The 26,089-nt window shown below is 67.3% G+C and carries 19 protein-coding genes; 9 read left to right on the top strand and 10 right to left on the bottom strand.

Features of this window, described 5'->3' with window-relative positions; genetic code table 11:
* The first annotated feature begins 5 nt into the window (after positions 1-5).
* The 6 genes from GBG68_RS02120 (at position 6) to GBG68_RS02145 (ending at position 8,116) form a co-directional block, all read left to right on the top strand.
* Positions 6-620, top strand: a complete 615-nt coding sequence (locus tag GBG68_RS02120) for a hypothetical protein (RefSeq protein ID WP_152144627.1) — start codon at positions 6-8, stop codon at positions 618-620.
* A complete protein-coding gene (locus GBG68_RS02125; RefSeq protein ID WP_152144629.1) occupies positions 617-1,102 on the top strand; it encodes a hypothetical protein in 486 nt (161 codons plus the stop codon). Before GBG68_RS02120 ends, GBG68_RS02125 begins: the two co-directional genes overlap by 4 nt.
* Positions 1,099-3,240, top strand: a complete 2,142-nt coding sequence (locus GBG68_RS02130; protein ID WP_152144631.1) for a hypothetical protein — start codon at positions 1,099-1,101, stop codon at positions 3,238-3,240. Before GBG68_RS02125 ends, GBG68_RS02130 begins: the two co-directional genes overlap by 4 nt.
* A 94-nt stretch (positions 3,241-3,334) precedes the next feature.
* Entirely contained in the window at positions 3,335-4,675 is a 1,341-nt protein-coding gene (locus tag GBG68_RS02135; protein ID WP_152144633.1) for an MATE family efflux transporter, read from the top strand.
* Positions 4,676-5,161: 486 nt separating this feature from the next.
* On the top strand, positions 5,162-7,183 hold the full coding sequence (locus GBG68_RS02140) for a DEAD/DEAH box helicase (RefSeq protein ID WP_152144634.1): 2,022 nt from the start codon (positions 5,162-5,164) through the stop codon (positions 7,181-7,183).
* A 141-nt stretch (positions 7,184-7,324) separates the two neighbouring features.
* On the top strand, positions 7,325-8,116 hold the full coding sequence (locus GBG68_RS02145; RefSeq protein WP_152144636.1) for a hydroxypyruvate isomerase family protein: 792 nt from the start codon (positions 7,325-7,327) through the stop codon (positions 8,114-8,116).
* 100 nt (positions 8,117-8,216) lie between these two features.
* On the opposite strand, the gene GBG68_RS02150 is transcribed toward GBG68_RS02145, so the two are convergent.
* A complete protein-coding gene (locus GBG68_RS02150) occupies positions 8,217-8,498 on the bottom strand; it encodes a DUF3634 family protein (protein WP_152144638.1) in 282 nt (93 codons plus the stop codon).
* A gap of 319 nt (positions 8,499-8,817) precedes the next feature.
* Between GBG68_RS02150 and GBG68_RS02155 the strand changes: the two genes are divergently transcribed.
* Together GBG68_RS02155 and GBG68_RS02160 are read left to right on the top strand one after the other, a co-directional pair.
* Positions 8,818-10,050 carry a DEAD/DEAH box helicase gene (locus GBG68_RS02155; RefSeq protein WP_152144640.1) on the top strand — a complete coding sequence of 411 codons (1,233 nt, stop codon included), beginning with the start codon at positions 8,818-8,820 and terminating at the stop codon, positions 10,048-10,050.
* 442 nt (positions 10,051-10,492) lie between these two features.
* Positions 10,493-10,975: an FKBP-type peptidyl-prolyl cis-trans isomerase gene (locus tag GBG68_RS02160; protein ID WP_152144642.1), complete on the top strand. Its 483-nt coding sequence runs from the start codon at positions 10,493-10,495 to the stop codon at positions 10,973-10,975.
* A gap of 32 nt (positions 10,976-11,007) precedes the next feature.
* Here the strand turns inward: GBG68_RS02160 and GBG68_RS02165 are convergent, their stop codons facing one another.
* From GBG68_RS02165 to GBG68_RS02190, 6 genes are all read right to left on the bottom strand, one after another.
* Positions 11,008-13,272: a LemA family protein gene (locus GBG68_RS02165; protein WP_152144644.1), complete on the bottom strand. Its 2,265-nt coding sequence runs from the start codon at positions 13,270-13,272 to the stop codon at positions 11,008-11,010.
* Between the two features lie 254 nt (positions 13,273-13,526).
* Positions 13,527-13,844 (bottom strand): HigA family addiction module antitoxin, encoded by a 318-nt coding sequence (locus tag GBG68_RS02170; RefSeq protein ID WP_152144646.1) that lies wholly within the window; start codon positions 13,842-13,844, stop codon positions 13,527-13,529.
* Positions 13,844-14,122, bottom strand: a complete 279-nt coding sequence (locus tag GBG68_RS02175; protein WP_152144649.1) for a type II toxin-antitoxin system RelE/ParE family toxin — start codon at positions 14,120-14,122, stop codon at positions 13,844-13,846. The genes GBG68_RS02170 and GBG68_RS02175 overlap by 1 nt, the downstream gene beginning before the upstream one ends.
* Before the next feature lie 390 nt (positions 14,123-14,512).
* A complete protein-coding gene (locus tag GBG68_RS02180) occupies positions 14,513-14,989 on the bottom strand; it encodes a hypothetical protein (RefSeq protein ID WP_152144651.1) in 477 nt (158 codons plus the stop codon).
* Between the two features lie 176 nt (positions 14,990-15,165).
* The gene (gene leuA / locus GBG68_RS02185; RefSeq protein ID WP_152144653.1) at positions 15,166-16,872 is read right to left on the bottom strand and encodes a 2-isopropylmalate synthase; all 1,707 of its coding nucleotides are present in this window, start codon (positions 16,870-16,872) and stop codon (positions 15,166-15,168) included.
* A gap of 406 nt (positions 16,873-17,278) precedes the next feature.
* Positions 17,279-17,890, bottom strand: a complete 612-nt coding sequence (locus GBG68_RS02190; protein WP_152144655.1) for a hypothetical protein — start codon at positions 17,888-17,890, stop codon at positions 17,279-17,281.
* A gap of 338 nt (positions 17,891-18,228) precedes the next feature.
* Between GBG68_RS02190 and GBG68_RS02195 the strand changes: the two genes are divergently transcribed.
* The gene (locus GBG68_RS02195) at positions 18,229-18,762 is read left to right on the top strand and encodes an elongation factor P hydroxylase (RefSeq protein WP_152144657.1); all 534 of its coding nucleotides are present in this window, start codon (positions 18,229-18,231) and stop codon (positions 18,760-18,762) included.
* 41 nt (positions 18,763-18,803) lie between these two features.
* Here GBG68_RS02195 and GBG68_RS02200 read toward each other — a convergent pair whose 3' ends face one another.
* The 3 genes from GBG68_RS02200 to uvrA form a co-directional block, all read right to left on the bottom strand.
* On the bottom strand, positions 18,804-19,790 hold the full coding sequence (locus GBG68_RS02200) for a calcium/sodium antiporter (protein WP_152765383.1): 987 nt from the start codon (positions 19,788-19,790) through the stop codon (positions 18,804-18,806).
* An 85-nt stretch (positions 19,791-19,875) separates the two neighbouring features.
* Positions 19,876-20,283: a hypothetical protein gene (locus GBG68_RS02205; RefSeq protein ID WP_152144659.1), complete on the bottom strand. Its 408-nt coding sequence runs from the start codon at positions 20,281-20,283 to the stop codon at positions 19,876-19,878.
* Between the two features lie 152 nt (positions 20,284-20,435).
* Positions 20,436-25,958 carry an excinuclease ABC subunit UvrA gene (gene uvrA / locus GBG68_RS02210; RefSeq protein ID WP_152144661.1) on the bottom strand — a complete coding sequence of 1,841 codons (5,523 nt, stop codon included), beginning with the start codon at positions 25,956-25,958 and terminating at the stop codon, positions 20,436-20,438.
* Positions 25,959-26,089 lie beyond the last annotated feature (131 nt).

Genomic DNA, 26,089 nt, shown 5'->3' on the forward strand with positions numbered 1-26,089 from the left:
CGACCATGTTCGGACAGTCTTTTCCAGTTGCCGGGCCCGCATGGATCGGGTTTCTTGCGCTCGTCGCGCTGTCGGCGGGCGAGAGCGCGGGCGCCGAGGCGTTGCGCTCGGGCGAGCCCCAGGTGGAGTTGATCGGCGTTTCCCCCCTGGATCAGGGAACCAACCCCTTCGATCAGGCCGATCTGCGTCGGGATATCAACCACGGAGACCGATCATCCGGGGGCTATCCCAGGGGTGGCGGGGCGATGCCCAGGCTGACGTTCAACGGCGTCTTGCCCACGCCCGCCGCCTATCCGTCCGATGCGTTGATCAGCATCGACATCGACCCGGCGGCGAAGACCCTGACGGTGCGTTTGCGTGTCGCCGAGGAGAGCGGCAGCGCGCTGCTATTGGAGCCGCGCGCGGCGCTCGATGGCCGAGTGTGGGTGAGCGCCGCGGCGGACTGGATGCTGCTCGCCGGCCCCAGTGGGCCGGTGGCCACGGGTGTCCGGGAGTGGGTCTTGCAGAGCGCGGGCGGAGAACGCTTCACCATTAACGCCACCTTCTCTCTGAATGCTGGGGGCGGTCTCACGGTGACCGCCATCCGCGGCGTTGACTGCACGGCTGGAGGTTGTCCGTGAGGCGAAGCAGGCGGCTGGCCAGGGTGTTGCTGTGCTGCGTGCTGGCGGGTGCGCTATGTGAGGCGCAGGGACGGGGCTTCCGTCATCTGCAGGCCTTGGGTACGCCCGTGGACTTGCCGGAGGGTGCCGAAGCGGTAGAACAGCGCCGGCCGGTGGATCGGCAGCTGGTGATACGGGCCATGGATGCCATGGCCCGGGGCTGGAATACCGGCTCCATCGATCGATTCCTGGCGCCGGAGTTCGTGGATCGTCAGCGTCTGCTGGACACTCTTGCCACGGTCGTGCCGGGCGGGGCGCGACTGCGCATCACCGGTGTGGGTGCGGTCAGCACGGTGGAGCAGTACCTGCATGGGGGTCGACGGGTCAGCCTGGTGTTGGTCGATGCCACCACGCAGATCGAGTTCAATGACGTGCGGCACGGCTTTCAACGCCTGCAAGGCAGCAACCAGTATTTGCTGCGGATCACCGAAGCGCTGCCATGAACAGGCGTTGGTGGTATTCCGGTCTGCTGCTGGCGCTGAGCCTGGGCAGCGCACATGCCCAGGACTGGCAGGTAGGGGGTAGCCTCACCTTCGCCGCGGAACGCTATTCGGTCTCCGGCGATGAAGCTCAGTCCCCCTATATTGCGCTGGGCACACATCGCTACGTGGAAGGTGATCTGTACTTCTCCCGGCGTATCTCCGAGTACGAATGGTTCGACGGCGAGTTCGCCGCGCTGCTCAACGATTCCGCCTACCGCAGCGAGTTTCGTCACGGTGTGCTGGAGCGCGGCCGTCTGCGTTGGGAGAAGGGTGACGTGACCGTGCCCTTCGAAGTGCAGCTGGGTGACATCTTCGCCTACCAGAGCCTGCGCACGGTGCAGCGCGGGCTCAAGGGCCTTTTACTCGAGCTGCAGCCGCAGCTCGGCTGGGGTGCCGAGCACTCCCTGGAGGTGTTCTCCGGGGTGAGCGCCGCCACCTATGAGCACCTTGACGGCCGCCGGGACCGGTTCTCGGGCCTGTCCTGGCTCAGTGACTGGGACGGGCGGCGCGCGGTGGCCTTCAATGTGGCGCGCTACCAGCCAGGTGAGGGGTTCTTTTATACCCCGCAAGCCCACGATGTCGCCTCGCTTGCCTTCGAGCAGGCCCTGCGGGCCGGCTCCCAGGATCTGACCGCCGAACTGGAGCTGGCCTGGTACCGCGACGAATCCCAGAGCGATGATGGCCAGTACTTCAAGCTGGAAGGGCGGGATCGGCATCGGCCGCTGGATTACCGCCTGGTGCTGGAAGATTATGGCGAGCACTACCGTCCCGCCGGCGCCGCCATCAGCCCTGATCAGCGCGCGCTGGAGTTGCGGGCCGGCTGGCGCTTCGACAATGCCCTGCGCCTGCGCGGGCGCTATGAACACTATCGGGAGCGCCCCCGTAGCGATAACCCGGACGACACCCGGGTGCTCGGTTTCGATCTCGCCGGGCCGGTTCTCCCCGGCATCGCACCGCGCATCCAGGGGGTATTGGAAGCCTTCGTGGAGAAGCGCGAGGACCGGGAGGGTTTCCATGACAACCGCACAGAGAGTTACTCCGGCGAGCTCTCCTCGCCCGTGGGGGCTACCCGGTGGAGCGTGAACGGGGGCCTGCGCTACATTCGCGATGAAGATCGCGTCTACGACGAGGTGGCCAGGACCCGAGAGGCGTGGCTGGCGGCGGACTGGGACTTCGGCATCGGCAGCGCCAATGGCACCTTCTCCCCCGGCCTGCAGGTGCGGGAGAATCGCGGCTCCAGCGATCAGCTGGAAGTCGGTCCCAGCCTGAGCCTGGCGCTCTACAGCGGTCGGCACAACCTGCGGGCCAGCTGGAAGGCGCTGGACCAGCGCCCCGATCTGTGGGCCGACCAGCAGGTGCGCAATCTGGCGCTGGAGTACAGCTACCGGGGCGAGTGGCACGAGCTGCGAATCGAGGCCGACCAATACAGCCGCCGGGAGGACTTGCCCGATGCGGAAGACACCGACGCCTACCGAGTGGGCATCTTCTGGACCCTGTATTTCGAGAAGCAGGGCAGCGCCGGAAAGGGCCTGGCGGCGTTTGGCCGCGAACCCGGGGCTGAGCCCCATCGGGCCGTCAGCCTGCCCGTTTTCGCCGCCATGCCGGAACCCGGTCGTCTGCCACCGGGGGCCGATATACACGCGGTGCTGGAGCGCCTGCGGGCGGTATCGGCCCCCGCGCCGCTGCGCCGTGCGGGGTTGCTGGTCTATGAGACCGACATCCTGCCTTCCTTGAGCAACCGTCAGCGGCTGGCCCTGGAGCATGAGGGCGGGGCCCTCAGGCAGGCCACCCTGATCGTGGACATCGAGGAGCGGGGCGGCCCCGAACAGGCCCTGCACACCTACGAGCAGGTGCGGGAGTGGCTGCTGCGCCGTTACGGCCGCCCCGACCGCCGGGTGGAGGCGGGGCAATTCGATGCCCATCTGCCGATGGCTCTGGCTGTGGGGGATTTCGAACGTACCCTGCAATGGCACACCGGGAGCGGTTTGTTGAGTTTGACGATCCCGCGTCGTACCGATGGTCGGATTCGCCTGGAAATCAGCCACGCGGACAGCGGTTCGGGTCCGCGGGTGGGGCAACGGGTGGCGGCCTTGCGCTGAGGCGGGCGGGCTGCCCATAGTCACGGAATACGCAAGCCCCGGCGGGATGGGCGGATGCTAGAATGCCGCCACCTGGCGCTGACCCCTGGTATCCATGTCCGTACAGACCCAGTCGTCCTCTCTGGGGCGCACTCTCTACCAGATGACCTGGCCGATGATCTTCGGCGTGTTCTCGCTGATGAGCTATCAGCTGGTGGACGCGGCCTACATCGGCCAACTGGGTGTGGACCCGCTGGCGGCCTTCGGCTTCACCCTGCCCATGCAGCAGCTGATCATCGGCTTTCAGGTGGGCATCGGCATAGCCACCACGGCGCTCATCTCTCGCGCCCGCGGTGCGGGCGAGCGGGAACGGGCGCAACGCTTGGGTGGCCTGGTGGTGCTCAGTGGCGCCGGGCTGATCCTGCTGCTGGCGCTGCTGATCTGGCGGCTGCAAGTGCCCTTGGTCAGCGCCATGGGCGCCGGCGATGCGGTATTGCCCCAGATCGCCCGCTACTGGGGCCCCTGGCTGCTCAGCGCCTGGATAGGCGCCATGCTCTATTTCGGCTACAGCGTTTGCCGTTCCCACGAGGACACCCGCCTGCCGGGCTTGATGATGGTGGTCACCAGCCTGATCAATCTGCTGCTGGACCCGATCTTCATCTTCGTCTTCGAGTGGGGCTTGCCGGGTGCGGCCTGGGCGACCAGCGCTTCTTTCGGCATCGGTGCGCTGGTGGTCTACCGACGCCTGTGGGCTCGGGGCTGGCTGGCCTTCGACCTTGCGCCGCAGCCGGCTCTCGCGGCCATGCGGCAGCTCTCGGGCATCGCCGGCCCGGCCATGATCAGCCAGCTCATGCCGGCGCTCTCGGCGCTGCTGGCCACCACCCTGGTGGCCAGGTTCGGCGATGAGGCCGTGGCGGCCTGGGGGGTAGGGGCGCGTCTGGAGTTCTTCTCCATCGTGGCGGTGCTGGCGCTCACCATGTCCCTGCCGCCCCTGGTGGGGCGGCTGATGGGGGAGGGGCGGCGCGAGCAAGTACAGGAACTAGTGTGGCTGGCGGTGCGCTTCGTGCTGCTATGGCAGCTGGCAGTGGCGCTGCTGTGGTTGTTCGGCAGTGGTCTGCTTTCCGGTCTGCTCACCGGGGATGCGCTGGTGGCCGACACCCTGCAGGCCTATCTGTGGCGCGTGCCGCTCAGTTACGGGCCGCTGGGGGTATGCATGATCATGGTGTCCGTATGCAATGCCCTGGGTCTGCCCATGCGGGCGCTGGGCATCGCCGTGAGCCGGTTGTTCGTCTGCTATCTGCCGGCGCTGTGGCTGGGTGCGCGCTTAGCGGGCCTGGATGGCCTGTTCACCGGGGCACTGCTCGGTAACGTGGCGGCGGGCGCCCTGGCCTGGCTGCTGTATCGCCGCGCCTTGCGAGTGCTGGAACCCCCGCAGCCCGGGCCCACCTCGGCGTAATCCGCCGCCGGCCGTACCCGCCCCAGGGTCCGCGCCAAGAGGGTCCGCGCCAAGAGGGTCCGCGCCAAGAGGGTCCGCGCCAAGAGGGTCCGCGCCAAGAGGGTCCGCGCCAAGAGGGTCCGCGCCAAGAGGGTCCGCGCCAAGCTTGCCCACCCGCGAAGAGCCAAAAGAAAACCCGGCCCCTTGCGGAACCGGGTCAAGCAACGGCACAACCTGCCGAGGGGAAAACACTGAGCATCCCTGACGGGCTTCCTGCCCTGGACCGTCCGTGGTGGGTCGCCTCCCTTACACGTCCTCTGTGCATACCCCTGCGGTCCTTACCCTGTCTGATACCACAGGCTTGAAAAGGTTCCCGCCGGCGGCGTGGGCGGCGCCGGTGATGATTTACAAGGACAACATTCTCATTCCCCGCTATACTTTCGGGTTACCACCGGCGGTCATCTTCTTCTTCCTGCCGCCCTTGCAAACCACAGGTATCCCGCATTCATGTCTGCTACGCCTACCCCGCCCGGATTCGCCGATCTGGGTCTGAACCCCCATGTTTTGAAAGCCCTCGACGAGGCCGGTTACGAAGTCCCCACCCCGATCCAGGCGCAGAGCATTCCGCCCCTGCTGGCGGGGAGCGATCTGCTGGGCCAGGCCCAGACCGGCACCGGCAAGACCGCCGCCTTTGCCCTGCCGCTGCTCTCGCGGCTGAGCGCCGATGTGCGGGACACCCAGATCCTGATCCTCGCCCCCACCCGTGAGCTGGCCATTCAGGTGGCGGAAGCCTGCCAGACCTACGCCCGCCACATGCCGGGCTTCCACGTGCTGCCGATCTACGGTGGCCAGGACTACGGCATCCAGCTGCGCGCTCTGCGCCGCGGCGCGCAGGTGGTGGTGGGAACCCCGGGGCGGGTCATGGACCACATGCGCAAGGGGACGCTGAAGCTGCAGAACCTGCGGGCCCTGGTGCTGGACGAGGCCGATGAAATGCTCCGCATGGGCTTCATCGACGATGTGGACTGGATTCTGGAGCAAACCCCGGCCGAGCGGCAGGTGGCGCTGTTCTCCGCCACCATGCCGGAAGTGATACGCCGGGTGGCCCACAAGCATCTGCGCGACCCGGAAGAGGTACGCATCGCGGCCTCCACCTCCACCGCCAAGACCATCCGCCAGCGTTACTGGCGGGTGGGCGGGCTGCATAAGCTGGAGGCCCTGACCCGGCTGCTGGAGGTGGAAGAGTTCGACGCCATGCTGGTGTTCGTGCGCACCAAGAACGCCACGGTGGAGCTTACCGAACGGCTCACCGCCCGCGGCCACAGCTGCGAGGCGCTGAACGGAGATATTCCGCAGAATCTGCGCGAGCGCACCGTGGACAAGCTCAAGAAGGGGCAGGTGGATATCGTGGTGGCCACCGATGTGGCCGCCCGTGGGCTGGATGTGGAGCGCATCAGCCACGTGGTGAACTTCGATATTCCCTACGACACGGAAGCCTATGTACACCGCATCGGCCGCACCGGTCGGGCCGGGCGCTCCGGCGAGGCGATCCTGTTCGTCGCGCCCCGCGAGCAGCGGATGCTGCGCGCGATTGAGCGCGCCACCCGTCAGCCCATCGAGCCCATGCCCATGCCCAGCGCGGGGGATGTGAACGCCCACCGGGTGAACCGGTTCAAGGCGCGGATCGACGAGCTGCTGGCATCCGACGATCTGGATTTCTTCCAGGAGCTGGTGAGCGAGTACCAGCACGAGCGGGAGGTGGAACCCGAGCGCATCGCCGCCGCCCTGGCCCGCATGGCCCAGGGCGACGAGCCTTTCCTGCTCAGCGAGCGTGAAGCGCCCCAACGGGGCTGGGACGAGCGCGCCCCCCGCGATGACCGCCCGCCGCGCCGCCCGCGCACGCCCAAGGTGTTGGAATCCGCACCCCGCCCGCTCAAGGATTACCCGGACGTCGCCATGGAGCGCTACCGGGTGGAAGTGGGCCATCAGCACGAGGTGAAGCCGGGCAATATCGTCGGCGCCATTGCCAACGAAGCGGACTTGGACAGCAGCTACATCGGCCACATCGAGATCTTCGATGACTTCACCACCGTGGATCTGCCCGCCGGCATGCCCAAGGAAGTGATGCACCTGCTGCGCAAGGCCCGGGTGCGCGGGCGCATGCTCGAACTCAAGCCCCTGAATGCGCCGGCCGGTGGCGAGCGCGACACGCCGCCGCCGCGGCGCAAGTACGACGACAAGCCGCGTGGCAAGCCCGGCGCCGATACCCGGGGCAAGCCCCCGGCCCGTGCCCACCGCCCCGCGCCGCGTGAGTTGGAGCCCGATACCCCGCCGCCCGCGCGCAAGCCCCGCGCCGAGCGCTCCGAGGGTGCCGGCGAGCGGCCGGTGCGCCGGGTGATCAAGACCCGGGGTGACGCGCCGCCGCGCAAGCCGCGCAGCAAGAAGCCCGCGCCCGGTGCCGGGCGCGCCATGGCCGAAAAGCGCGCCGCGGTGAAACGCCCCTCGGTGAAGAAGCCCGGCAAGGGCTGAGCCCCGGCGTTCCAGCCTGCCTCCCGCCAGGGGTGCCTCCTGGCCACGAATCCGCCTCTCGCACGTGGGGATTCGCGGCCAGGAGCCGCTCCCGCAGCGGCAGAGGTGGCAACGGGGGGCTTTGCGTTTAGCATAAGGCCCATGCCCAAATTCGCCGCCAACATCTCCCTGCTGTTCACCGAACAGCCCTTCCTCCAGCGCCTGTCCGCCGCTGCCGCCGCGGGTTTTCAGGGCGTGGAATGCCAATTTCCCTACCAGCTCGGGGCGCGGGCGCTGGCCGCGGCGCGGGCTGACGCCGGCATACCCCTGGTGCTGCACAATCTGCCCCCGGGTGACTGGGCGGCGGGGGAGCGGGGCATTGCCTGCTTGCCGGAGCGTGTGGCGGAGTTCCATGCGGGGGTGGAGCGGGCGCTGGAGTACGCCCGGGCGCTGCATTGCCGTCAATTGAACTGCCTGGCCGGGATACGCCCGACAAGCCTGAGCGAGGAGGCCGCCCGCGAGACCCTGCTGGCCAATCTGCGCCACGCCGCCCGCAAGCTGGCTCCCCATGGCATCCGCTTGCTGCTGGAGCCGATCAACCAGCGCGATGTGCCGGGCTTTTTCGTCCACCGCACGGAGCAGGCGCTGGCCTTGCTGGATGAGCTGGCCGAGCCCAATACCGGGCTGCAATTCGATGTCTACCACAGCCATGTCTCGGGCGAGGACCCGGCGGCGATGCTGCGACGCTGGCTGCCCCGTATCGCCCATGTGCAGGTTTCCGATGAGCCCGGGCGGCGTGAGCCCGGGAGCGGGGAGATCGATTTCCAGGCGGTCTTCGCCGCCCTGGAGCAGGGTGCTTACCGAGGTTGGGTGGGCGGTGAGTACCAGCCCGCCGGCGATACCCTGTCGGGCCTGGGCTGGATGGCTGAGCTCCGAGGAACCTTGCCCCGGTAGCAGCGGCTCATTGGACGCCCGCGGCTATCCTCGGTAGTCACCAGTGCGAACGAGCTGGCGTCCGCTGCCCAGGCAACGGCATCCACCAGCCCCGCCCCCTTTACCGCACCGCCCGTCGCCCGCCCTTGGGCCCCGGCGTCGTGGGCGGCGTCCAGACATTGCGAATGGCCTGGCGGCCTCGGTCCGGGAAATTGCCCGAGAATTTCAGCCGCGCATGCCGACCACTGCCCACGCACTCCACCGCGCCGGCGGCGATGCGGTGCAGCCGAGCGATATCGTCGCAGGCGGAGACGAAGCCGGGCGGCGGTCGTCCGCGCCGCACGCGGGCGCGTCCGGTGTCGATTTCCACCAGCCATTGAGAGCGGAATCGGTTCAATGTCATGGGCAAAGCGTACCGCGTTTGGCGCCTGCGAGCAGCGCCCTCCAGTGCGACTCTGCGTGGCTTTTGCTTGCCAGCCGGCCTCAGGGGCGTATACTCCGGGTCACGCATTGCTGCGGCGCACACCGGTCTGCGCCCCCTCGCCGGCATTCCCGGCCAGGCAATCGCAGGAAGTCTTTTCGGGCTTCCGCTCATCGTCGCGTGTATCGTCCCGATCATTTCGACGTCACTATACCCATCGCCGAGACCGGGCCATGGCGCCCAGCGCTTGGCCGGTGATTCTAGGGCCCGCCCATGAGCGGCGCCCGGAGATATCTTGTTTATGTCATTCGAGAATCTTGGCCTGTCGGCCGAGCTGCTGCGTGCCGTGTCCGAACAGGGCTACACCACACCGACCCCCATTCAGGCCCAGGCCATTCCCGTGGTTCTGCAGGGTCGTGATCTGCTCGCCGCCGCCCAGACGGGCACCGGCAAGACCGCTGGTTTCACTCTGCCGCTGCTGCAGCGTCTGAGCGAGCGACCGAGCAACCGCAAGTCGCCCCGCGCCCTGGTGCTGACCCCCACCCGGGAGCTGGCGGCCCAGGTGCTGGAGAGCGTGCGTGATTACGGCAAGCATTTGCCGGTACGCGCCACCGCCGTCTTCGGCGGCGTGGGCATCAACCCGCAGATCCAGACTCTGCGCCGCGGCGTGGACATCCTGGTGGCCACCCCGGGGCGTCTGCTGGATCACGCCCAGCAGCGCACGGTGGATCTGTCCGGTATCGAGGTGCTGGTGCTGGACGAGGCCGATCGCATGCTGGACATGGGCTTCATCCACGACATTCGCCGGGTGTTGAAGCTGCTGCCCGCGCAGCGCCAGAACCTGCTGTTCTCCGCCACCTTCTCCGGCGAAATCCGCAAGCTCGCCCAGGGACTGCTGGACAACCCGGCTTCAGTGGACGTGGCGCCGCGTAACACTACCGCCGAGCGCATCGAACAGGTCGTGCATCCGGTGGACAAGGGGCGCAAGCGCGAGCTGCTTTCCTACCTGATCGGCTCCGGCAACTGGCAGCAGGTACTGGTGTTCACCCGCACCAAGCATGGCGCCAACCGTCTGGCCCAGCAGCTGGAGCGTGACGGGCTTACCGCCGCGGCGATCCACGGCAACAAGAGCCAGGGGGCGCGCACCAAGGCGCTGGCGGACTTCAAGCGCGGCGCCGTACGGGTGCTGGTGGCCACCGATATCGCCGCCCGCGGCCTGGATATCGAGCAGCTGCCCCACGTGGTCAACTTCGAGCTGCCCAATGTGCCGGAAGACTATGTGCACCGCATCGGCCGCACCGGGCGTGCCGGCGCCGAGGGCGAGGCCATGTCGCTGGTGAGCGCCGATGAGGCCAAGTTGCTGCAGGGGATTCAGCGCCTGCTGAAGAAGGATATTCCCAGCGTGGTGGTGCCGGGCTACGAGCCCATGGAAAAGCTCGATGTGCGGCCCGCGCGTCAGGAACCGAGCCGCCGCGGGCCCAAGCCGGGCGCCCGGCGTCGGAGCCGGCCGCACCGTTCGGCGGCCACGGCCTAAGCCTGCCGGCGTTCTCCACGGCGGGGTCGGGGTTTGAGCGGCCGCAATGGCCAGGAACCCTCGATTCCGCCTGGGGTGGCGCCGGGGCCAGGGTGGGTATGCCCTCTTTGGACAAAAGAGGGCGCGCTGCGAGGCGCGCAAGGGGGAGGCAGGAGGAGATCGTCAGCAAAGGCTGGTCGGATTCCTGCCCCGTCCCTGGGGAGAAATCCAGTCGCGGGCTTCCTGCCCTGGGTGCCAGTCCTGGCGGCGCGCTTCCTTTTCACTTCCCGGTGAACGCCTATTCCAACGAGAATGAGTATAGGCAGCCGGACTTTGCCTTGTCTGTAAGAAAACGCTGATTCTTCCATATATAAAAATCCGCTTTTGCGACAATTGCTTGGGCGTTCCGGGCAAGGCAGAATGTCGCCCCCGCATTAGTTTCAGAATTTGAGAACTCCATCACATGAATATTGCCAAAGATCGGGTCATTCAATTCCATTACACGCTGAAGGATGAAGCCGGCGCCGAGCTGGAAAGCTCCCGCCAGGGGGAACCCATGGCCTATCTCCACGGCCATGGGGGCATCATTCCGGGGCTGGAAGAGGCACTGGAGGGCAAGGGCGCGGGCGAGAGCCTGAGCGTCACCGTACCGCCGGAGAAGGGGTACGGCCCGCGCCGGGATGACATGGTGCAGCGGGTCCCGCTAAAGCATCTGCAGGGGGCGAAGCGCTGGCGCGTGGGGATGATCGCCAGTGTGCAGACCGAGCGCGGGCCGCGCCAGGTGGTCATCGTCAAGCTGGGCCGCTTCAATGCCGATGTGGATTTCAACCACCCTATGGCGGGCCGGACGCTGACCTTCGAGCTGGATATTCTGGACGTGCGCGAGGCGAGCACGGAAGAGCTCGCCCACGGTCATGCGCATGGCGTGGGCGGTCACCAGCACTGAGTTCTCGCCGGCTTTCGTTTCGGGGCGCAGGCTCAGACTCGGCCGGCTTCCAGGTTGCCGAAGCGGAACAGGCGGGCGATGAGCACCTCGGGGAATTGTGTCCGGCGGGTGTCGTAGCGCTCCTGGGCGTTGAAGTAACCTGCCCGCATGGCCGCCACTTCCTGCTCCAGCCTGCTCAGTGAGCGCATCAAGCGGCGCAGGCCCTCGTCGGCCTTGAGTTCCGGGTAGCGCTCCACCAGTGCCATCAGGTGGCGCTTGACGGCGTGTTCCGTGCTTAACACCGCCTCGCTCTCGGCTTCGCTGAAGTGGGCCTGGTCCAGCTGCCCGCGCAACTTGACCAGCTGAGTCTGCAGGCCCCGTTCATGGTCCATGTAGCCGCGCACCGCCGCCTGCAGGTTGGGGATCAGGTCGAAGCGTTTGCGCAGGGCGACCTCGATATTGCCCCAGGTGGCGCGAATGCGTTGGCGAAGGAAGATCAGATCGTTGTACATCAGGGCGGCCAGCACCAGCACCGCGTAGAGCAACGGCACGGCGGCGCAGAGCAGCCAGGGCAGTGCGCCGAAGGCGCCCAGGCCGCCGGCCAGTCCCAGGGCCAGGGATGCGCCGCCGCTCATGCCCAGCACCAGCAGCAGAAAGCCCAGTCGGGCCTTGCGCAGCATCACCTCCCGTTCGCTGTAGTTGCTCAGCAGGTAGGGGCTGTCGGCCTCGCCCTCGGCGAGCTCCAGGGCGTCATCCGCCTCACTGAGCCGCGCGTTGCCCAGCGCATAGAGCCAGTCGCCGGGCTCCAGCCGGGTCTCGAAGTAGCGCAGGCGCCCCTGGCGCCGTTTGTCGCGGTGGCGGCTGATGATCTCGGCGCCGTCGGGGTCCACCCGCAGGCGCTCGTCCCGGTCCGTGAGCATGAACGGCATGCGCTGGGCGCGTTTCTCGATGGTCACCCAGCGCTGGTTCTTGCCACTGCCGCGGCGCTCCTGCACCCGGTATTCATAGCTCACGCAAGGCCGTCCGGTGAGTGGCCCCGCGAGGGCCTGCTCGCCGTCGGGGGCGCGTACCGTGCCCTGCACTTCGGTCAGCCCGTAGCTCACACCCTGCAGTGGCGTGAAGGGCAGGTTCTCGATCAGGCGCTTGAGGCGTACATGGCGAAAGCCCCAGCCGCCCAGCAGCGCCGCCCCCAGCAGGCCGCCCAACCCCAACAGCAGACCCTGCCAGTGGGCGAGACGGGTGGGCTGGAACTGCGCCTCCAGGCGCTGGAGCTCCGACCGCTCCCGCGGGTGCAGGGGCCGCGGCTCGGGCAGTTCCGCGGGCAGGAACCAGGCTTCCGGCCAGCGCTCGGCCAGTTGTTGGCTGCGCAGGCTGGCGCGGTGCAGGTACAGGCGCATGCGGTCCACGCGGTAGCGATCGTACTCCGGCAAGGCTGCCTGGCGCGGCTGCTCGTCGGCCAGTGCCTGCCAGTCGCCATTCCAGTAGAGATTGTGTTGCTGGAATAGCTGGCCCACCAACTGCTCGCCCACAGCATCCAGGCGTTGCTGGTAGGCCAGCGCATCCTGCGCATCCTGACGCGCGGTGCGCAGCCCCAGTGAGACGATCAGAGTGATCAGCACGCTGGCGGTGACGCCCAGCAGCAGTGCGGTCTGGTGCACCCGCAGGGCGAAACACAGCAGCATGGCCGCCAGGCTCAGGCCGCTCATACCGGCGAGCATCAGCAGCAGGCTGTGGAAGGCATGCCGGCGGCGGGTCTCCGTTTCCGTGCGATCGGAGAGCGTGGGCTGGTAGCTGCCGGGAGCCGTGAAGCCCAGCTCCAGGCTGCCGTCCGTAGCCACGCGGGCATAGCCGAGTACGTGAACGCGGTCGCCGGGTTCTATTCGGTATTCTCGGTATCGCCGGTTGCCGCGGATGGTTTCGTGATCGGCGGCCAGGTCGGCACGCAGGTTCCCGGGTTGCACGCGTATCTCGCCGGTGCCGTCTTCCAGGGTGAAGGGCACCGCCTGCTGCTGGTCTCGTACCGTGACCCAGCGGGTGTTGCCCTCGGCATCCCGCTCCCGTCGCTCTACCGTATAGCGGTAATAGAGGCTTCGAGTGCCGGTGTCCGGGGCGTTCAGTGTGCGCCGGTACACGCGTGCGTAGCCGGCGCCGTTCAATTCGCCGGGCAGGGCGGCGGCCAGTTCGGCTCGGGGAATGAGCTCCATCTGGCGGAACACCTTGAGAGTGTCGAAGCCCTGCTGCAGAGCCCAGGCGCCCAGCAGGGCACTGACGGCGGCAAGGAAAAGCCAGAGCAGGCTCAGGACGGCGGCGCGAAGCATGGGGGTACCACGTTGTTATTGGTCTGGTGGCTGGGATGCTAGCGGCTTGGGAGGCGGGGGGAAAGAGGAAGACGGCCCCAGGGCAAGGCGTGTGACGCTGGCGCCGGCTCCGGGGTGGGTACGGCCTGGGGCGGTCCACGATTCGGCCCGGCTACGCCCGCCGCCACAGATGCTCAGGCGCGTATCTTCATGCTGTCCGGATCGGCAAAGCAGTTGGTGGCTTCCCGCTAACCGCTCGGGATCAGCCGCGCGCTTTAGCGCGTCGGCTGCATCCCGTTCTCGGGCTCTTCGAACTGCAGTTGCTCGACGCCGTCCAGGTTCACTCTCAACCGCGCAGCCCAGAGATCGTGCATGTCCTGCATGGCAAGCCAGCTTTCCGGGGAGCGGCCCACGGCCTTGGAAAGACGCAACGCCATCTCGGGGCTAACCGCGCTCCGGCCCTGGAGGACCCGCGCAACGGTAGAGGGCGAAACCTTGAGCTTCGCCGCCAGGTGCCGCGCGCTCAGTCCGAACGGCTCGAGGTAGACCTCGCGGATGAACTCGCCCGGATGCGGTGGATTGTGCATAGCCATCAGTGATAGTCCTCGTAATCCAAAACGTAGGCGTTGCCATCACGAAACTCGAACGTCAAACGCCAGTTCCCGCTTACCCAGACCGACCAGCGTGCGCTGGCGCTGCCCTTCAATGGGTGCAGACGGAAGCCGGGGATGTCCATGTCGTCCACGCTAGCGGCAGTGTCGAGGGCCGCCAACTGCATCCGTAGCCGCTTGGCGTGCTGCGCTTGGATCCCGGCAAGGCTTCCGGACTGGTAGAAGCGCCGTAGTCCCTTGTGTCGGAACGACTTGATCATGCGGGGAGTGTAGCGCGTTGCGCACTACGCTACAAATGCCCAACGGCGGCTTGACTGATTGGTTTGGGGGGGCTTGGTTTATCAGTCTTCCTGCTTGGCGTCGTGGGCTGTGAGGCGCTTCATGAACATGCGTCCTAAAGCTGCTGTGGTTGCGCAGACCGCGACCAGCCAGTATTTCAACGCTAGCACCCCTGTGAGGTGGTCTCCCAATGGTGGGGCGTAAAACAGCATGGCCCAGGCGGGGGCGGATAGGGCGAGAGCACCTCCGTACGCTGCTACTCGCCTCAAATGTGCTTTGCGTTCAGCCTCGGTTGAATCCATCAGTTGATCGTCCAATGACCTTCGGTGAATTCGAGGCCTAACCCGCGATGAACCCATTAAAACGTGGTGTCATCTACCCCGACCCGGCTGCGGAAGCGGAACCCGAGCATCCTTCGGACATTGAGCCCCATCAGGTTGATCAGCCTGGCTCTCATGGAAAGCGATATCTGCATCATCCAGCACGAGTCCGGCTTGCGCCGGCACATATAGCAGCGACGCCGTAAGCCATTCGGCCTCGTCGGAGTAGCCGTTCACCGTCAGGCAATGGCCTCGCGCGGTTCTTGCTTCATGGTGACTGTCAACGCGCGCGAACCAGTTGGGGAACGCGAACATGCCGAGCATCTGCTCCTTTGTCTCGTCCGAAGCCGCGCGGTAGTTGGCGATCAACCGTGGAGACAGGTAGTCCGGATCAACGAGTTGGCGAGGAGCATTGCGCGCGGTGATCTGATAGGACTCGTAGCGTTGCCATGCCTCTGCGGCACTCGCCAATTTTGTCATCAGCAGGGCACAGAGCAGTGGGGTCGCCGTGAGGAGGAATTTCTTCATTTTCACACCGCAGGGCTGATCGGTCGAATGATGAACATGTGCATCCTGTTCCTGACGTCTGATCGGGGCGTGGGAGGAAGAACAGCGCCCTGAGGCGCCGTTCTTGTTCCAGGTCCGAGGGGAATCCTCGATTCCGCCCGCGGATGTATCGCGTATACGCGGAGCTTCTGCGCGTATCAGGCCTCCCGCGCCCGGGACTCCACGCGGCCGAGGCGGCCGGCTCGGTCTGCGCGGTTCACGGCGCTCGTGAGCGCCTGCAGGGACGCGGTGAGGATGTTTCCGTCTCGGCCCATGCCGAACAAGCTGAAGCCGTCACCGGTCTGCACTTCCACGTAGGCCACGGCCTGGGCCTTCGCGCCCCGGCCCACCGCGTGCTCGCGGTAGTCGGCCACCTCCAGCTCCAGACCGAGACCATCGCGCAGGGCGTTGACGAAGGCCTCCAGCGGCCCGTTGCCCCGGGCGCTGATCAGGTGCTCTTCGCCCTGGAAGCGCACCCGGGCGCTGAGGCGGTCCCGCCGGTCGGCCTCGGTGGCTTCACGGTAATCGAGCAACACCAGGGGTTCGGCGTTCTCCAGGTACTCCCGCCGACAGGCCTGCCAGATCTCCTCGGCGGTGAGTTCCCGCCCGCTGCGGTCGGTCACCGCCTGCACCACCTGGCTGAACTCGATCTGCATGCGCCTGGGCATCTCCAGGCCGTGGTCTCGTTCCAGCACATACGCGATGCCGCCCTTGCCGGATTGGCTGTTGATGCGGATCACCGCCTCGTAGCTGCGGCCCAGATCCTGCGGGTCGATGGGCAGGTAGGGCACCTCCCAGTAGCCGTCGGGCGCCTGGGCGCGGGCCTTGAAGCCCTTGTTGATGGCGTCCTGGTGGGAGCCGGAGAAGGCGGTGAACACCAGCTCCCCGGCGTAAGGGTGGCGCGGGTGCACCGGCAACTGGTTGCAGTACTCGGCGCAGCGGATCACCGGGTTGATGTCGGAGAAATCCAGCTCCGGGTCCACGCCCTGGGTGTGCAGGTTCATCGCCAGGGTGACGATGTCCACATTGCCGGTGCGCTCGCCGTTGCCGAACAGGGTGCCTTCCACCCGGTCCGCGCCGGCCATCACCGCCAGCTCCGCGGCGGCCACGCCAGTGCCCCTGTCATTGTGCGGGTGCACGCTGAGTACGATGCTCTCGCGGTTCGCCACATGGCGGCCGAACCACTCGATCTGGTCGGCATAGACGTTGGGGGTGGCCATTTCCACCGTGGCCGGCAGGTTGATGATGCTGGGCCGTTCCGGCGTGGGTTGCCAGATGGCGTTCACCGCGTCGACGATCTCCACGGCGAAATCCAGCTCGGTGCCGGTGAAGCTCTCGGGAGAGTACTGGAACACCCAGTCGGTATCGGGCTGGGCCGCGGCTTCCTCGGCGACCAGGCGCGCGCCTTCCTCGGCGATCCGCACGATTCCCGCCCGGTCCAGGCCGAACACCACCCGGCGCTGCACCGTGGAGGTGGAATTGTAGAGATGCATGATCACCCGGCGCGCCCCGCGCACGGCCTCGAAGCTGCGGCGGATCAGGTGCTCCCGGGACTGGGTGAGCACCTGGATGGTGACGTCCCGGGGGATGCGTTCCTGCTCGATGAGTTCGCGCACGAAGTCGTAGTCGGTCTGGGAGGCGGCGGGGAAGCCTACCTCGATTTCCTTGAAGCCGAGGCTCACCAGCATGTCGAACATGCGGTGCTTGCGCTCGGCGTTCATGGGTTCGATCAGGGCCTGGTTGCCGTCGCGCAGGTCCACGCTGCACCAGGTGGGGGCGCGGTCGATGACCCGGCTCGGCCACTGGCGATCGGGCAGGGCGACGGGGGCGTAGGGGCGGTATTTCTCGAAACTGCGGCGGCTCATGGCGCGCTCCTTGGTAGCTGCTGGTCAACCGAAAACGTGGAGACGTGGCTCGGTTACGGCCATCAGGCGGCCACTAGGCCCGATGACCGTGGGGCAGTCGCAGTAGAGAAAGCAGCAGCGCGCAGAAGATGTTGGCCTGGCGGCAGGCCGAGGCGAAACCGCCGTTCGAATGACGGACGAGGACGCTGGGGGAAAACGGGTGTGGCATCGAAGAAAACCTGCCTGACTACGAAAACGACTGAACGGAAATGCCCCGACGCTCCTTCAGGAGGCCGGGCTGCTCAGTCGTAGTAGTGCGCAGGTTCGAATAGGCATGGCCCAAACATACGCCGCCGCCGGGAAGCGGGTCAAGCCTGCCGGCGGCGGTTTGGGCTTTGCGTGCCACCCCGGGGGGGCGGCGCGGCGATCAGCCGCCGGTGGAGCTCTGCTGACGCTCCTGCTGAATGCTCTGGAAGATCCGCTGCATGGTCTGCTGCTGTTCGCGGATGTCGGCGATCAGCTGGTCGGTCTTCGGATCCAGTTTCTTCATGGCTTCCAGGGTGTCCTGCTGGAAGTCCCGGGCAGCCTGCTGCACCGCCTCGGTGGACAGGGCCTGCTGCTGGGCCTGCTGGAAGGCCTGCTGCTTGCTGCGGAACTCTTGCACCATTTCCTGCTGGGCTTCCTCGGCCAGTTCGCCGCTCTGCAGTTCCTCGACCATGGCATTGAGCTCGTCCCAGCGGGCGCGGGCATCGAAGCCGTTCTCTTCCATGGTGTCGGCGATCAGCTTCTGCAGCTCTTCCTGCTGCTGCAGCAGTACCTCACTGCCTTCCACCGCCTGCCGCTGGATCTGGCCCAGTTCCTGCTGCAGCTGCTGCAGCCTCTGACGAGCCTGCATGAATTCCTGCTCACGGGGGTCCGGCTGCTGCTGCTGTTGCGCGGCACCGGGCTGCGGGGCCTGGCCGCCCTGCTGGGCGAGGGCGGGCGCCGCGATGAGCGCCAGGGCGAGAATCAGGGTGCTAGCGATAACGCGTTGGGGCATCAGTCAACCTCTGCTTTGCATGTGGGGCTCAGTCTGCCAGCGTGGCCAGGGCCTAACAAGTTGTGTGCAAAGGGCGACAACACCCTTGAAGAGTTCTGACGCTGCCCCTAGTAAACTTTATAGCCTGAGTGGCTTCGCTGACGGAACGTCGGTTTTGATACCGCCTTCGCCGCGGAGTTCCACACAGGTGACAGACCAGCCTCCTCGCGGCGATGGAAACATCTCCCCGAGTACCATCAGTAAGCGTCGCGGACACTGCTGATGGGCGCTGGTCTTTTTCGTGGGTGAGTGTCGGTGGCTTGTTATCATGGCGGCTTCCCAGTTTCGCCGGAGCCCCCATGGCCGCCCTGTCCGCGACAACGCACGACCCCGATGACCTGATCCGCCTGTTCGCCGCCTGCTTCGAGCACAGCCACAATACCGTGCTGCTGCGTGGCGGGGGCGAGCCCTTGTATCTGCCGGCCGACCACGATCATCCGCGCCATCGGGTGATCTTCGCCCACGGGTTCTATGCCAGCGCCTTGCACGAGACGGCCCACTGGTGCATTGCCGGGGCAGATCGCCGGACGCGGGTGGATTACGGTTACTGGTACGCGCCGGACGGGCGAGACGCCGAGCAGCAGGCGCTGTTCGAGCAGGTGGAGGCCCGGCCCCAGGCGCTGGAATGGGCGTTTTCCATTGCCGCCGGCTTTCGGTTCCGGGTGAGCGTGGACAATCTGGACGGCGCGCCGGTGGATCGGGAGGCCTTCGCCCGGCGGGTGCACGAGGCCTTGACGGCATATGCGCAGCGGGACTTCCCGCCCCGGGCGCAGTGTTTCATCGAGGCGCTGGAGGGGTTTTATGGTCGGCGGTTTTCTTTGCCGGCACTTTGAAGGCGATTCAGGAGCGGCTCATGGCCGCGATTGCTCAGCCCTCACCCCGGCATATTGCTGACAAGCAGATACGCGGTATACGCCACGTAAATCCCCACCAGGGCTCCCCCTTCCACCCGGTTGACCCGCCCGGGTCCGCGGATGCCGTAGGCCATCACGAACAGCAGCAGGGTCAGCGCGCCCATCACCGGCAGGTCTCGGCTCAACAGTTCCGGCGGCAGGGCCGTGGGCTGGACCATGATCGCCAGACCCACCACCAGCAGGGTGTTGAAGAAGTTCGAGCCGATGATGTTGCCCAGGGCGATGTCGTGTTCCTGCTTGCGCACCGCGCTCAGGGTCGAGGCCAGTTCCGGCAGGCTGGTGCCGACGGCGATCACCGTGAGGCCGATGACCAGATCACTCACCCCCAGCCACTGGGCGATGTTCACCGCCCCCCAGACCAATACCCGGGAGCTGGCGATCAACAGCACCAGCCCCAGCAGCAGCCAGAACACGTTGCGCCCCAGCTTGGCCGCGTCTTGCTGGCCGGCGTATTCGCTGGCGAGCTCCGCGGCCAGGGCGTCCTCCCGCTGATGCAGACCTTCCCATACCGACCAGCCCATCAGCGCCAGGAACACCAGCAGCAGCGCGGCCGCGTCCAGCCGGGAATAATGCCCGTCCCAGGCCAGCCCGATGGCCAGCGCGGTGATGCCGATGAGTACGGGCAGTTCCTTGCGGATGATGCGCGAGTGCACCGCCACCGGGTAGAGCAGGGCCGTGACGCCGAGGATCAGCGCGATATTGGTGATGTTGGAGCCGAAGGCGTTGCCCAGGCCCAGGCCCGGATTGCCCTGCCAGGCGGCGAGCACCGACACCAGTACCTCCGGGGCCGAAGTGCCGAAGCCGACGATGAGCATGCCGATCAACAGGGGCGAGACATTGAAGTGCCGCGCCGTGCCGGCGGAGCCTTCGACGAAGCGGTCCGCGCTCCAGATCAGCAGCACGATGCCGCCGACGACGGCCACCAGGGACAGCAGGATGCTCGGCATGCGGTGCCTCCGCGCGGTGAGGGGCGGGTCCGGCTCGCGCCCGGTGCCCGACGGTGCTTGTCGGGCACCGGGCGGCGCGGGAAAATCAGCGCAGCTGGATCTTGCCGCCGCCCGGCATGCCGCCGGGGCCGCCCTGGCCGCCGAAGGGGTCCACGCCCTCGGCGCCGGGGATCACCAGACCACTGGCCTGTTCGCGGCGCATCTCCTTGAGCTTCTCCATGGTTTCTTCCAGCGCCTTTTCCGCCGCCGGGCCGAATCCTTCGGCGGCTTCCGCCAGGTCCTTGCCCCGCAGCTCGAAGCTCAGGGGCAGGGCGCCGGCCGGGGTCATCACCTGGGTCTGGCCCACGTAGACCACGTCGCGGCTATCGTCGCGGTTGCCCTCGGCGTCTACCGGGGTCATGCGCATGATGGTGCCCATGGTGCGATCGGTGAAGACCTCTTCCCGATACAGGCTGTTGGGGTCCATCTTGATGTCCATGCCTTGCTCTGCCATTGCTCTGTGCCTCCGGAGCTCGTATTGCGATGGCGGGATGGTATCAAAAAGCCGGTCGGGGCGTAGGGGGATCCTCGAGTCCGCCTTCGGCTGCATCCCGGCTACGCGGCGCTGCACGGTTGTCCCCGGGGTCCGGTTCCCCGACCACTACCTCACAAACCGTGATGGTTCAGGAATTCCTTCAAAACCCGCGCCGTGTGACCGTCACCCGCGGCCACTTCCTCCGGCGTGCCGGCCGCCACCAGCTGCCCGCCGGCATCGCCGCCTTCCGGGCCCAGGTCCAGCAGATGATCGGCTTCCGCGATCAGGTCCAGGTTGTGCTCCACCAGCACCACGGTGTTGCCCGCGTCCACCAGCCGGTGCAGCACGCGGATCAGTTTCTCCACGTCGGCCATGTGCAGCCCCACGCTGGGCTCGTCCAGCACGTACAGGGTGTGGGGTGAGCGTCGGGCACGCAGATTGGGCCGGGCCTTGGCCAGCTCGGTGACCAGTTTGATTCGCTGGGCCTCGCCGCCGGACAGCGTCGGGCTGGGCTGGCCCAGGGTGAGATAGCCCAGGCCCACGTCCTGCAGCAAGGCCAGCGGGTGGTGCACCTTGGGCACCGGGGCGAAGAACTCCACCGCCTCGTCCACGTTCATCTGCAGCACTTCGCCCACCGAGCGGTCCTTGTACAGGGCGGACAGGGTTTCCGGGGTGAAACGCTGGCCGTGGCAGAGCTCGCAGGGCACGGCCACATCGGGCAGGAAGCTCATCTCGATCTTCTTCATGCCCTGGCCCTCGCAGCCGGGGCAGCGGCCATCGGCGGTGTTGAAGGAGAAGCGCCCCGGGGCGTAGCCGCGCAGACGCGCCTCCTGGGTCTGGGCGAAGAGCTTGCGGATCTCGTCCCAGAAACCCACGTAGGTAGCCGGGCAGGAGCGCGGCGTCTTGCCGATGGGGGTCTGGTCCACCTCCAGCACCCGGTCCACGGCCTGGAAACCTTCCAGCGCCGCGCAGGCCTGCCAGTCCACGGTATCGCCTTTCTTTGCTTGCAGGGCGCGGCGCAGATTGGCGTGCAGCACGCCGCGGATCAACGACGATTTGCCGGAGCCGGAGACCCCGGTGGCGCAGACCAGACGCTGCAGGGGGATGTCCACGTCCAGACCCCGCAGATTGTGGAGCCGGGCGTCGCGGATGCGCAGGCTTTGCTCCGCCGCGGGGCGGCGCTGTTCCAGCAGGGGGTGTTTCAGCGGCCTGGCCAGATAACGGCCGGTGACCGAATCGGGGTTGGCGAGCAGGGCGTCCACATCGCCGGCGGCGATCACCTGGCCGCCGCGCCGGCCGGCGCCGGGGCCGAGATCGATCACATGCTCGGCGCGCCGGATGGTGTCCTCGTCGTGCTCCACCACCACGATGGTATTCCCCTTGCCCTCCAGGCGGGCCAGGGTGTCCAGCAGCATGCGGTTGTCCCGCGGGTGCAGGCCGATGGTGGGCTCGTCCATCACATAGCACACGCCTTGCAGGTTGGAGCCCAGCTGGGCGGCCAGGCGGATGCGCTGGGCTTCGCCGCCGGACAGCGTAGGGGCCGCCCGGTCCAGGCTGAGATAGCCCAGCCCCACTTCTTCCAGGAAGGCGAGCCGTGCGCGCAGTTCCGGCAGTATGTCCCGGGCCACGGCGGCCTCGCGGCCCTGCAGCTGCAGTTCGCCGAAGAAGGCGCCGGCCTCGCTGACCGAGCGGGCGGTGTAGTCGGCGATGCTGCGGCCCTGAAAGCGCACGGCAAGAGCGGTGGGGTTCAGGCGGCGGCCGTCACAGGCCGGGCAGGCGCCCGCCTCGGCGTCTTCCCAGGCGGCTTCCTCGCCGGATTGTTCGGCGTCGAAGCCGGGTAGCTGTTCGCCGGTGCCGTAGCAGCGCTCGCACCAGCCGTGCTTGGAGTTGTAGGAGAACAGGCGCGGATCCAGTTCGGGGAAGCTGCGCCCGCAGCCGGGGCAGGCCCGTTCGGTGGAGAGCAGTTGTTCGCGCTCGCCCCCGGCCAGTTTCACCAGACCCTTGCCATAGTCCAGGGCGCGGTGCAGTTGTTCGCGCAAGACGGCTTCGGCCTGGGCGCTGACGGCGAGTGTCGCCACCGGCAACTCGATATCGTGCTCCTGGTAGCGGTCCAGGCGCGGCCAATCCGCGGTGGGCAGATACTCGCCGTCCACGCGCAGCTGTTCGAAGCCCTTGTTCGCCGCCCATTTCGCCAGATCGGTGTAGTAGCCCTTGCGGGCCTGCACCAGCGGGGCGAGCAGGGTGATCTCCCGGCCCCGGTGCTCGCGCAGGATGCGGGCCAGGATCGCCTCGGCGCTCTGGGCCTCTATGGGCACTTCACAGTCGGGGCAGTGCTGGGTGCCCAGCTTCACGAACATCAGGCGCAGGTAATGGTGCAGCTCGGTCAGTGTCGCCACGGTGCTCTTGCGTCCGCCGCGGCTGGTGCGCTGCTCGATGGCCACGGTGGGCGGGATACCCTCGATGGCGTCCAGGTCCGGGCGGGCGGCGGGCTGCACGAACTGGCGCGCGTAGGCGTTCAGCGATTCCAGGTACCGACGCTGGCCCTCGTTGAAGAGGATGTCGAAGGCCAGGGTGGACTTGCCGGAGCCGGACAGGCCGGTGATCACCGTGAGCTTGTTGCGGGGAATGCGCACATCCACGTTTTTGAGGTTGTGCTCGCGGGCGCCGTGGATGGCGATGGCCTGTTGGGTGCTCGTGGGTTCGCGGATCGGGGATTCGCGGCCATGCGCCGCGCCTATGGGCGATGGCTCCTCGCTGTGAGGGCGGCGCATGGCCGCGATCCGGGCGATCTCCGCCTTCAAGGCCTGCCCGGTGTGGCTGCTTTCCACCTGCATCAGATCCGCCGGCGTGCCCGCCGCCAGCAACTCCCCGCCGGCTTCGCCGCCTTCCGGCCCCAGGTCGATCAGCCAGTCGGCGGCACGGATCAGGTCCAGGTTGTGTTCGATGATCAGCAGCGAGTGCCCCTCGTCCAACAGCCGCTGGAAGGCCTGCAGCAGCACCTCCACGTCCTGGAAGTGCAGGCCGGTGGTGGGTTCGTCGAACAGGAACAGCAACTTCTGGCGGCGGCGCTTGCCCGCACTTTTCGCCAGGTGCCCGGCGAGCTTGAGCCGCTGGGCCTCGCCGCCGGAAAGGGTGGGTACCGGCTGGCCCAGGGTCAGGTAACCCAGCCCCACCGCCTGCAGCGGCTCCAGGCTGCGCTGCAGCTCGGGGTAGTCGGCGAAGAAGGCGCAGGCCTCGGTGACGGTCATGGCCAGCACATCGGCGATGGAGGCCGGCGGCGCGTCCAGCCCCGCGGCGGGGGCGAGCTTCACCTCCAGAATTTCCGGGCGGTAACGGGTGCCGTCGCAGTCCGGGCAGCGGATGTACACATCGCTCAGGAATTGCATCTCCACGTGCTCGAAGCCGTTGCCGGAGCAGGTGGGGCAGCGGCCGTTGCCGGCATTGAAGCTGAAGGTGCCGGGCTTGTAGCCCCGCTCGATGCTCAGGGGCTCGGCGGCGAAGGCCTTGCGCACGGTGTCGAAGGCGCCCACGTAGCTGGCCGGGTTGGAGCGGGTGGTGCGGCCTATGGCGGATTGGTCCACCAGCACCACATCGTCGATGTGCTCATGGCCGATGATCGTCTCATGCGCCCCGGCGGGCTCCTCCGGGTGGCCCTTGAGCTTGGCCAGGGCGTTGAACAGCACCTCGCGCATCAGGGTGGACTTGCCGGAGCCGGAAACGCCGGTGAGGCAGGCGAGCCGATTGAGCGGAATGCTTACATCGAGGTGCTTGAGATTGTGCTCGGCCGCGCCCCGCACCTCCAGCCAGCGCTCGGCGGGAGGCATGGCCTCGCGCTGCTCGCCCACCCGGCGCCGACCGGTGAGGTAATCCGCGGTGGCGCTGTCCTGTGCTTCCAGCAGGGCCTGGGGGCGGTCATGGAAGACGATATTGCCGCCGTGCTCGCCGGGCCCGGGGCCTATGTCGAGGATACGATCGGCGGCCTGCATCACCGCCGGGTCGTGCTCCACCACCAGCAGGGTGTTGCCGGCGTCGCGCAGGCGCAGCATGACCTGGTTGATCCGGTCCATGTCCCGCGGGTGCAGCCCGATGCTGGGCTCGTCCAGCACGAACAGGGTGTTCACCAGGGAGGTGCCCAGGGCGGTGGTGAGGTTGATGCGCTGCACCTCGCCGCCGGAAAGGGTGCGGGACTGCCGGTCCAGGGTCAGGTAGCCCAGTCCCACGCTGTCCAGATAGCGCAGGCGGTTGCGCATCTCGGTGAGCAGGATCTCGGCGGCCTCGTCCAGGGGTTTGGGCAGTTCCACGTGCTCGAAGAGCTGGCGGGCGCGGGCGATGGGCAGCAGCATGACATCGTGCAGGGTCAGCCCCGGCAGGCCGAGGAAGGCCTGTTTGCTCAGGCGCTGACCGGCGGGGCGAAAGCGCGCGTCGCGCTCCAGCACTCCGTCGCTGTCCTCGTGACTGCCCAGCCGCCAGGCCAGGGCTTCGGGTTTCAGGCGTGCGCCCTGGCAGGTTTCGCAGGTGTCGTAGCTGCGGTACTTGGAGAGCTGCACCCGCACGTGCATCTTGTAGCTCTTGGATTCCAGCCAGTCGAAGTAGCGCTTCACCCCCCACCAGACCTTGCGCCGGCGGGAGCCCTCGCCGCGGACCACCCAGTCCCGGTCTTCTTCCGGCAGGTCCCGCCAGGGGATGTCGGTGGCCACACCACGCAGGCGGGCATAGCGCAGCAGATCGTCCTGGTATTCCTTGTTGCTCTGGGTCTGGAAGGGCTTGATGGCGCCTTCGGCCAGGGTCTTCGTTTCGTCGGGGATCACCAGCCGATAGTCGATGCCCATGGTGCGGCCGAAGCCGCGGCAGCTCTCGCAGGCTCCCATGGGGGAGTTGAAGGAGAACAGGCTGGGGACCGGCTCGGCGTAGGCGATGTCGCAGTCGGCGCAGTGCAGGTCGGCGGAGAAGCGCCAGGGTTCGCCGGGCTCGCGGTTTTCATCCAGGGGGTAGACGGCCAGCCGGCCGCGACCATGGCGCAGGGCGGTTTCCAGTGCCTCGATCAGCCGCTCGCGGCGCTCGGCCGCCAGGCGCAGACGGTCCTGCACGACGATCAACGCGTCGCCCTCCCGGGCCTGGATGCGGCTGTAGCCCTGCTTGCCCAGTTCGGCGCGCAGTTGCTCCTCGTCCATGCGCGCCGGGATGGGCGCGCGGAAGGTGATGTGGGCACGCTCGCCTTCGGCCCGGTGCAGCAGACGGGCATAGATGCTGTCGGCGGATTCCCGTTGCACCTGGCGCCCGCAGCCGTGGCAGTAGAGGCGGGCGGCACGGGCGTAGAGGAGCTTCAGGTGGTCGTCGAGCTCGGTCATGGTGCCCACGGTGGAGCGGGAGGAGCGCACCGGGTTGGTCTGGTCGATGGCGATGGCCGGGGGGATGCCCTCGATGCGGTCCACCGCGGGCTTGTCCATGCGGTCCAGGAACTGGCGGGCGTAGGGGGAGAAGGTCTCCACGTAGCGCCGTTGGCCTTCGGAGTAGACGGTGTCGAAGGCCAGTGAAGACTTGCCCGAGCCGGAGACCCCGGTGACCACCACCAGTTCGCCCAGCGGAATGTCCAGGTCCAGGTTTTTCAGGTTGTTCTGGCGGGCGCCACGGATGCGGATGGAATCGTCTGACATGGGCGGGATTATACGCGCCCTTTGGAAGCTTGGGATTAGTGCTTCCAGATTCCCTTGGTGGAGTGCCGGGCGCTGTGGCCGGTGCCGGCTCCGGCGGCCCACGATTTGGCCCCGGGCTGCGCCCGGGGCTT

This window comes from Alkalilimnicola sp. S0819, from assembly GCF_009295635.1.
Classification (GTDB): Bacteria; Pseudomonadota; Gammaproteobacteria; order Nitrococcales; family WHIW01; genus S0819.

What these genes read in the sequence shown, in the direction of transcription:
- GBG68_RS02165 (WP_152144644.1), bottom strand. Translation starts at nt 13,272, where the DNA reads ATGCTTCGCGCCGCCGTCCTGAGCCTGCTCTGGCTTTTCCTTGCCGCC.
- GBG68_RS02160 (WP_152144642.1), top strand. Translation starts at nt 10,493, where the DNA reads ATGAATATTGCCAAAGATCGGGTCATTCAATTCCATTACACGCTGAAG.
- GBG68_RS02130 (WP_152144631.1), top strand. Translation starts at nt 1,099, where the DNA reads ATGAACAGGCGTTGGTGGTATTCCGGTCTGCTGCTGGCGCTGAGCCTG.
- leuA (WP_152144653.1), bottom strand. Translation starts at nt 16,872, where the DNA reads ATGAGCCGCCGCAGTTTCGAGAAATACCGCCCCTACGCCCCCGTCGCC.
- GBG68_RS02195 (WP_152144657.1), top strand. Translation starts at nt 18,229, where the DNA reads ATGGCCGCCCTGTCCGCGACAACGCACGACCCCGATGACCTGATCCGC.
- GBG68_RS02150 (WP_152144638.1), bottom strand. Translation starts at nt 8,498, where the DNA reads ATGACATTGAACCGATTCCGCTCTCAATGGCTGGTGGAAATCGACACC.
- GBG68_RS02170 (WP_152144646.1), bottom strand. Translation starts at nt 13,844, where the DNA reads ATGGCTATGCACAATCCACCGCATCCGGGCGAGTTCATCCGCGAGGTC.
- GBG68_RS02145 (WP_152144636.1), top strand. Translation starts at nt 7,325, where the DNA reads ATGCCCAAATTCGCCGCCAACATCTCCCTGCTGTTCACCGAACAGCCC.
- GBG68_RS02180 (WP_152144651.1), bottom strand. Translation starts at nt 14,989, where the DNA reads ATGAAGAAATTCCTCCTCACGGCGACCCCACTGCTCTGTGCCCTGCTG.
- GBG68_RS02135 (WP_152144633.1), top strand. Translation starts at nt 3,335, where the DNA reads ATGTCCGTACAGACCCAGTCGTCCTCTCTGGGGCGCACTCTCTACCAG.
- GBG68_RS02190 (WP_152144655.1), bottom strand. Translation starts at nt 17,890, where the DNA reads ATGCCCCAACGCGTTATCGCTAGCACCCTGATTCTCGCCCTGGCGCTC.
- GBG68_RS02205 (WP_152144659.1), bottom strand. Translation starts at nt 20,283, where the DNA reads ATGGCAGAGCAAGGCATGGACATCAAGATGGACCCCAACAGCCTGTAT.
- GBG68_RS02140 (WP_152144634.1), top strand. Translation starts at nt 5,162, where the DNA reads ATGTCTGCTACGCCTACCCCGCCCGGATTCGCCGATCTGGGTCTGAAC.
- GBG68_RS02200 (WP_152765383.1), bottom strand. Translation starts at nt 19,790, where the DNA reads ATGCCGAGCATCCTGCTGTCCCTGGTGGCCGTCGTCGGCGGCATCGTG.
- GBG68_RS02175 (WP_152144649.1), bottom strand. Translation starts at nt 14,122, where the DNA reads ATGATCAAGTCGTTCCGACACAAGGGACTACGGCGCTTCTACCAGTCC.
- GBG68_RS02155 (WP_152144640.1), top strand. Translation starts at nt 8,818, where the DNA reads ATGTCATTCGAGAATCTTGGCCTGTCGGCCGAGCTGCTGCGTGCCGTG.
- uvrA (WP_152144661.1), bottom strand. Translation starts at nt 25,958, where the DNA reads ATGTCAGACGATTCCATCCGCATCCGTGGCGCCCGCCAGAACAACCTG.
- GBG68_RS02120 (WP_152144627.1), top strand. Translation starts at nt 6, where the DNA reads ATGTTCGGACAGTCTTTTCCAGTTGCCGGGCCCGCATGGATCGGGTTT.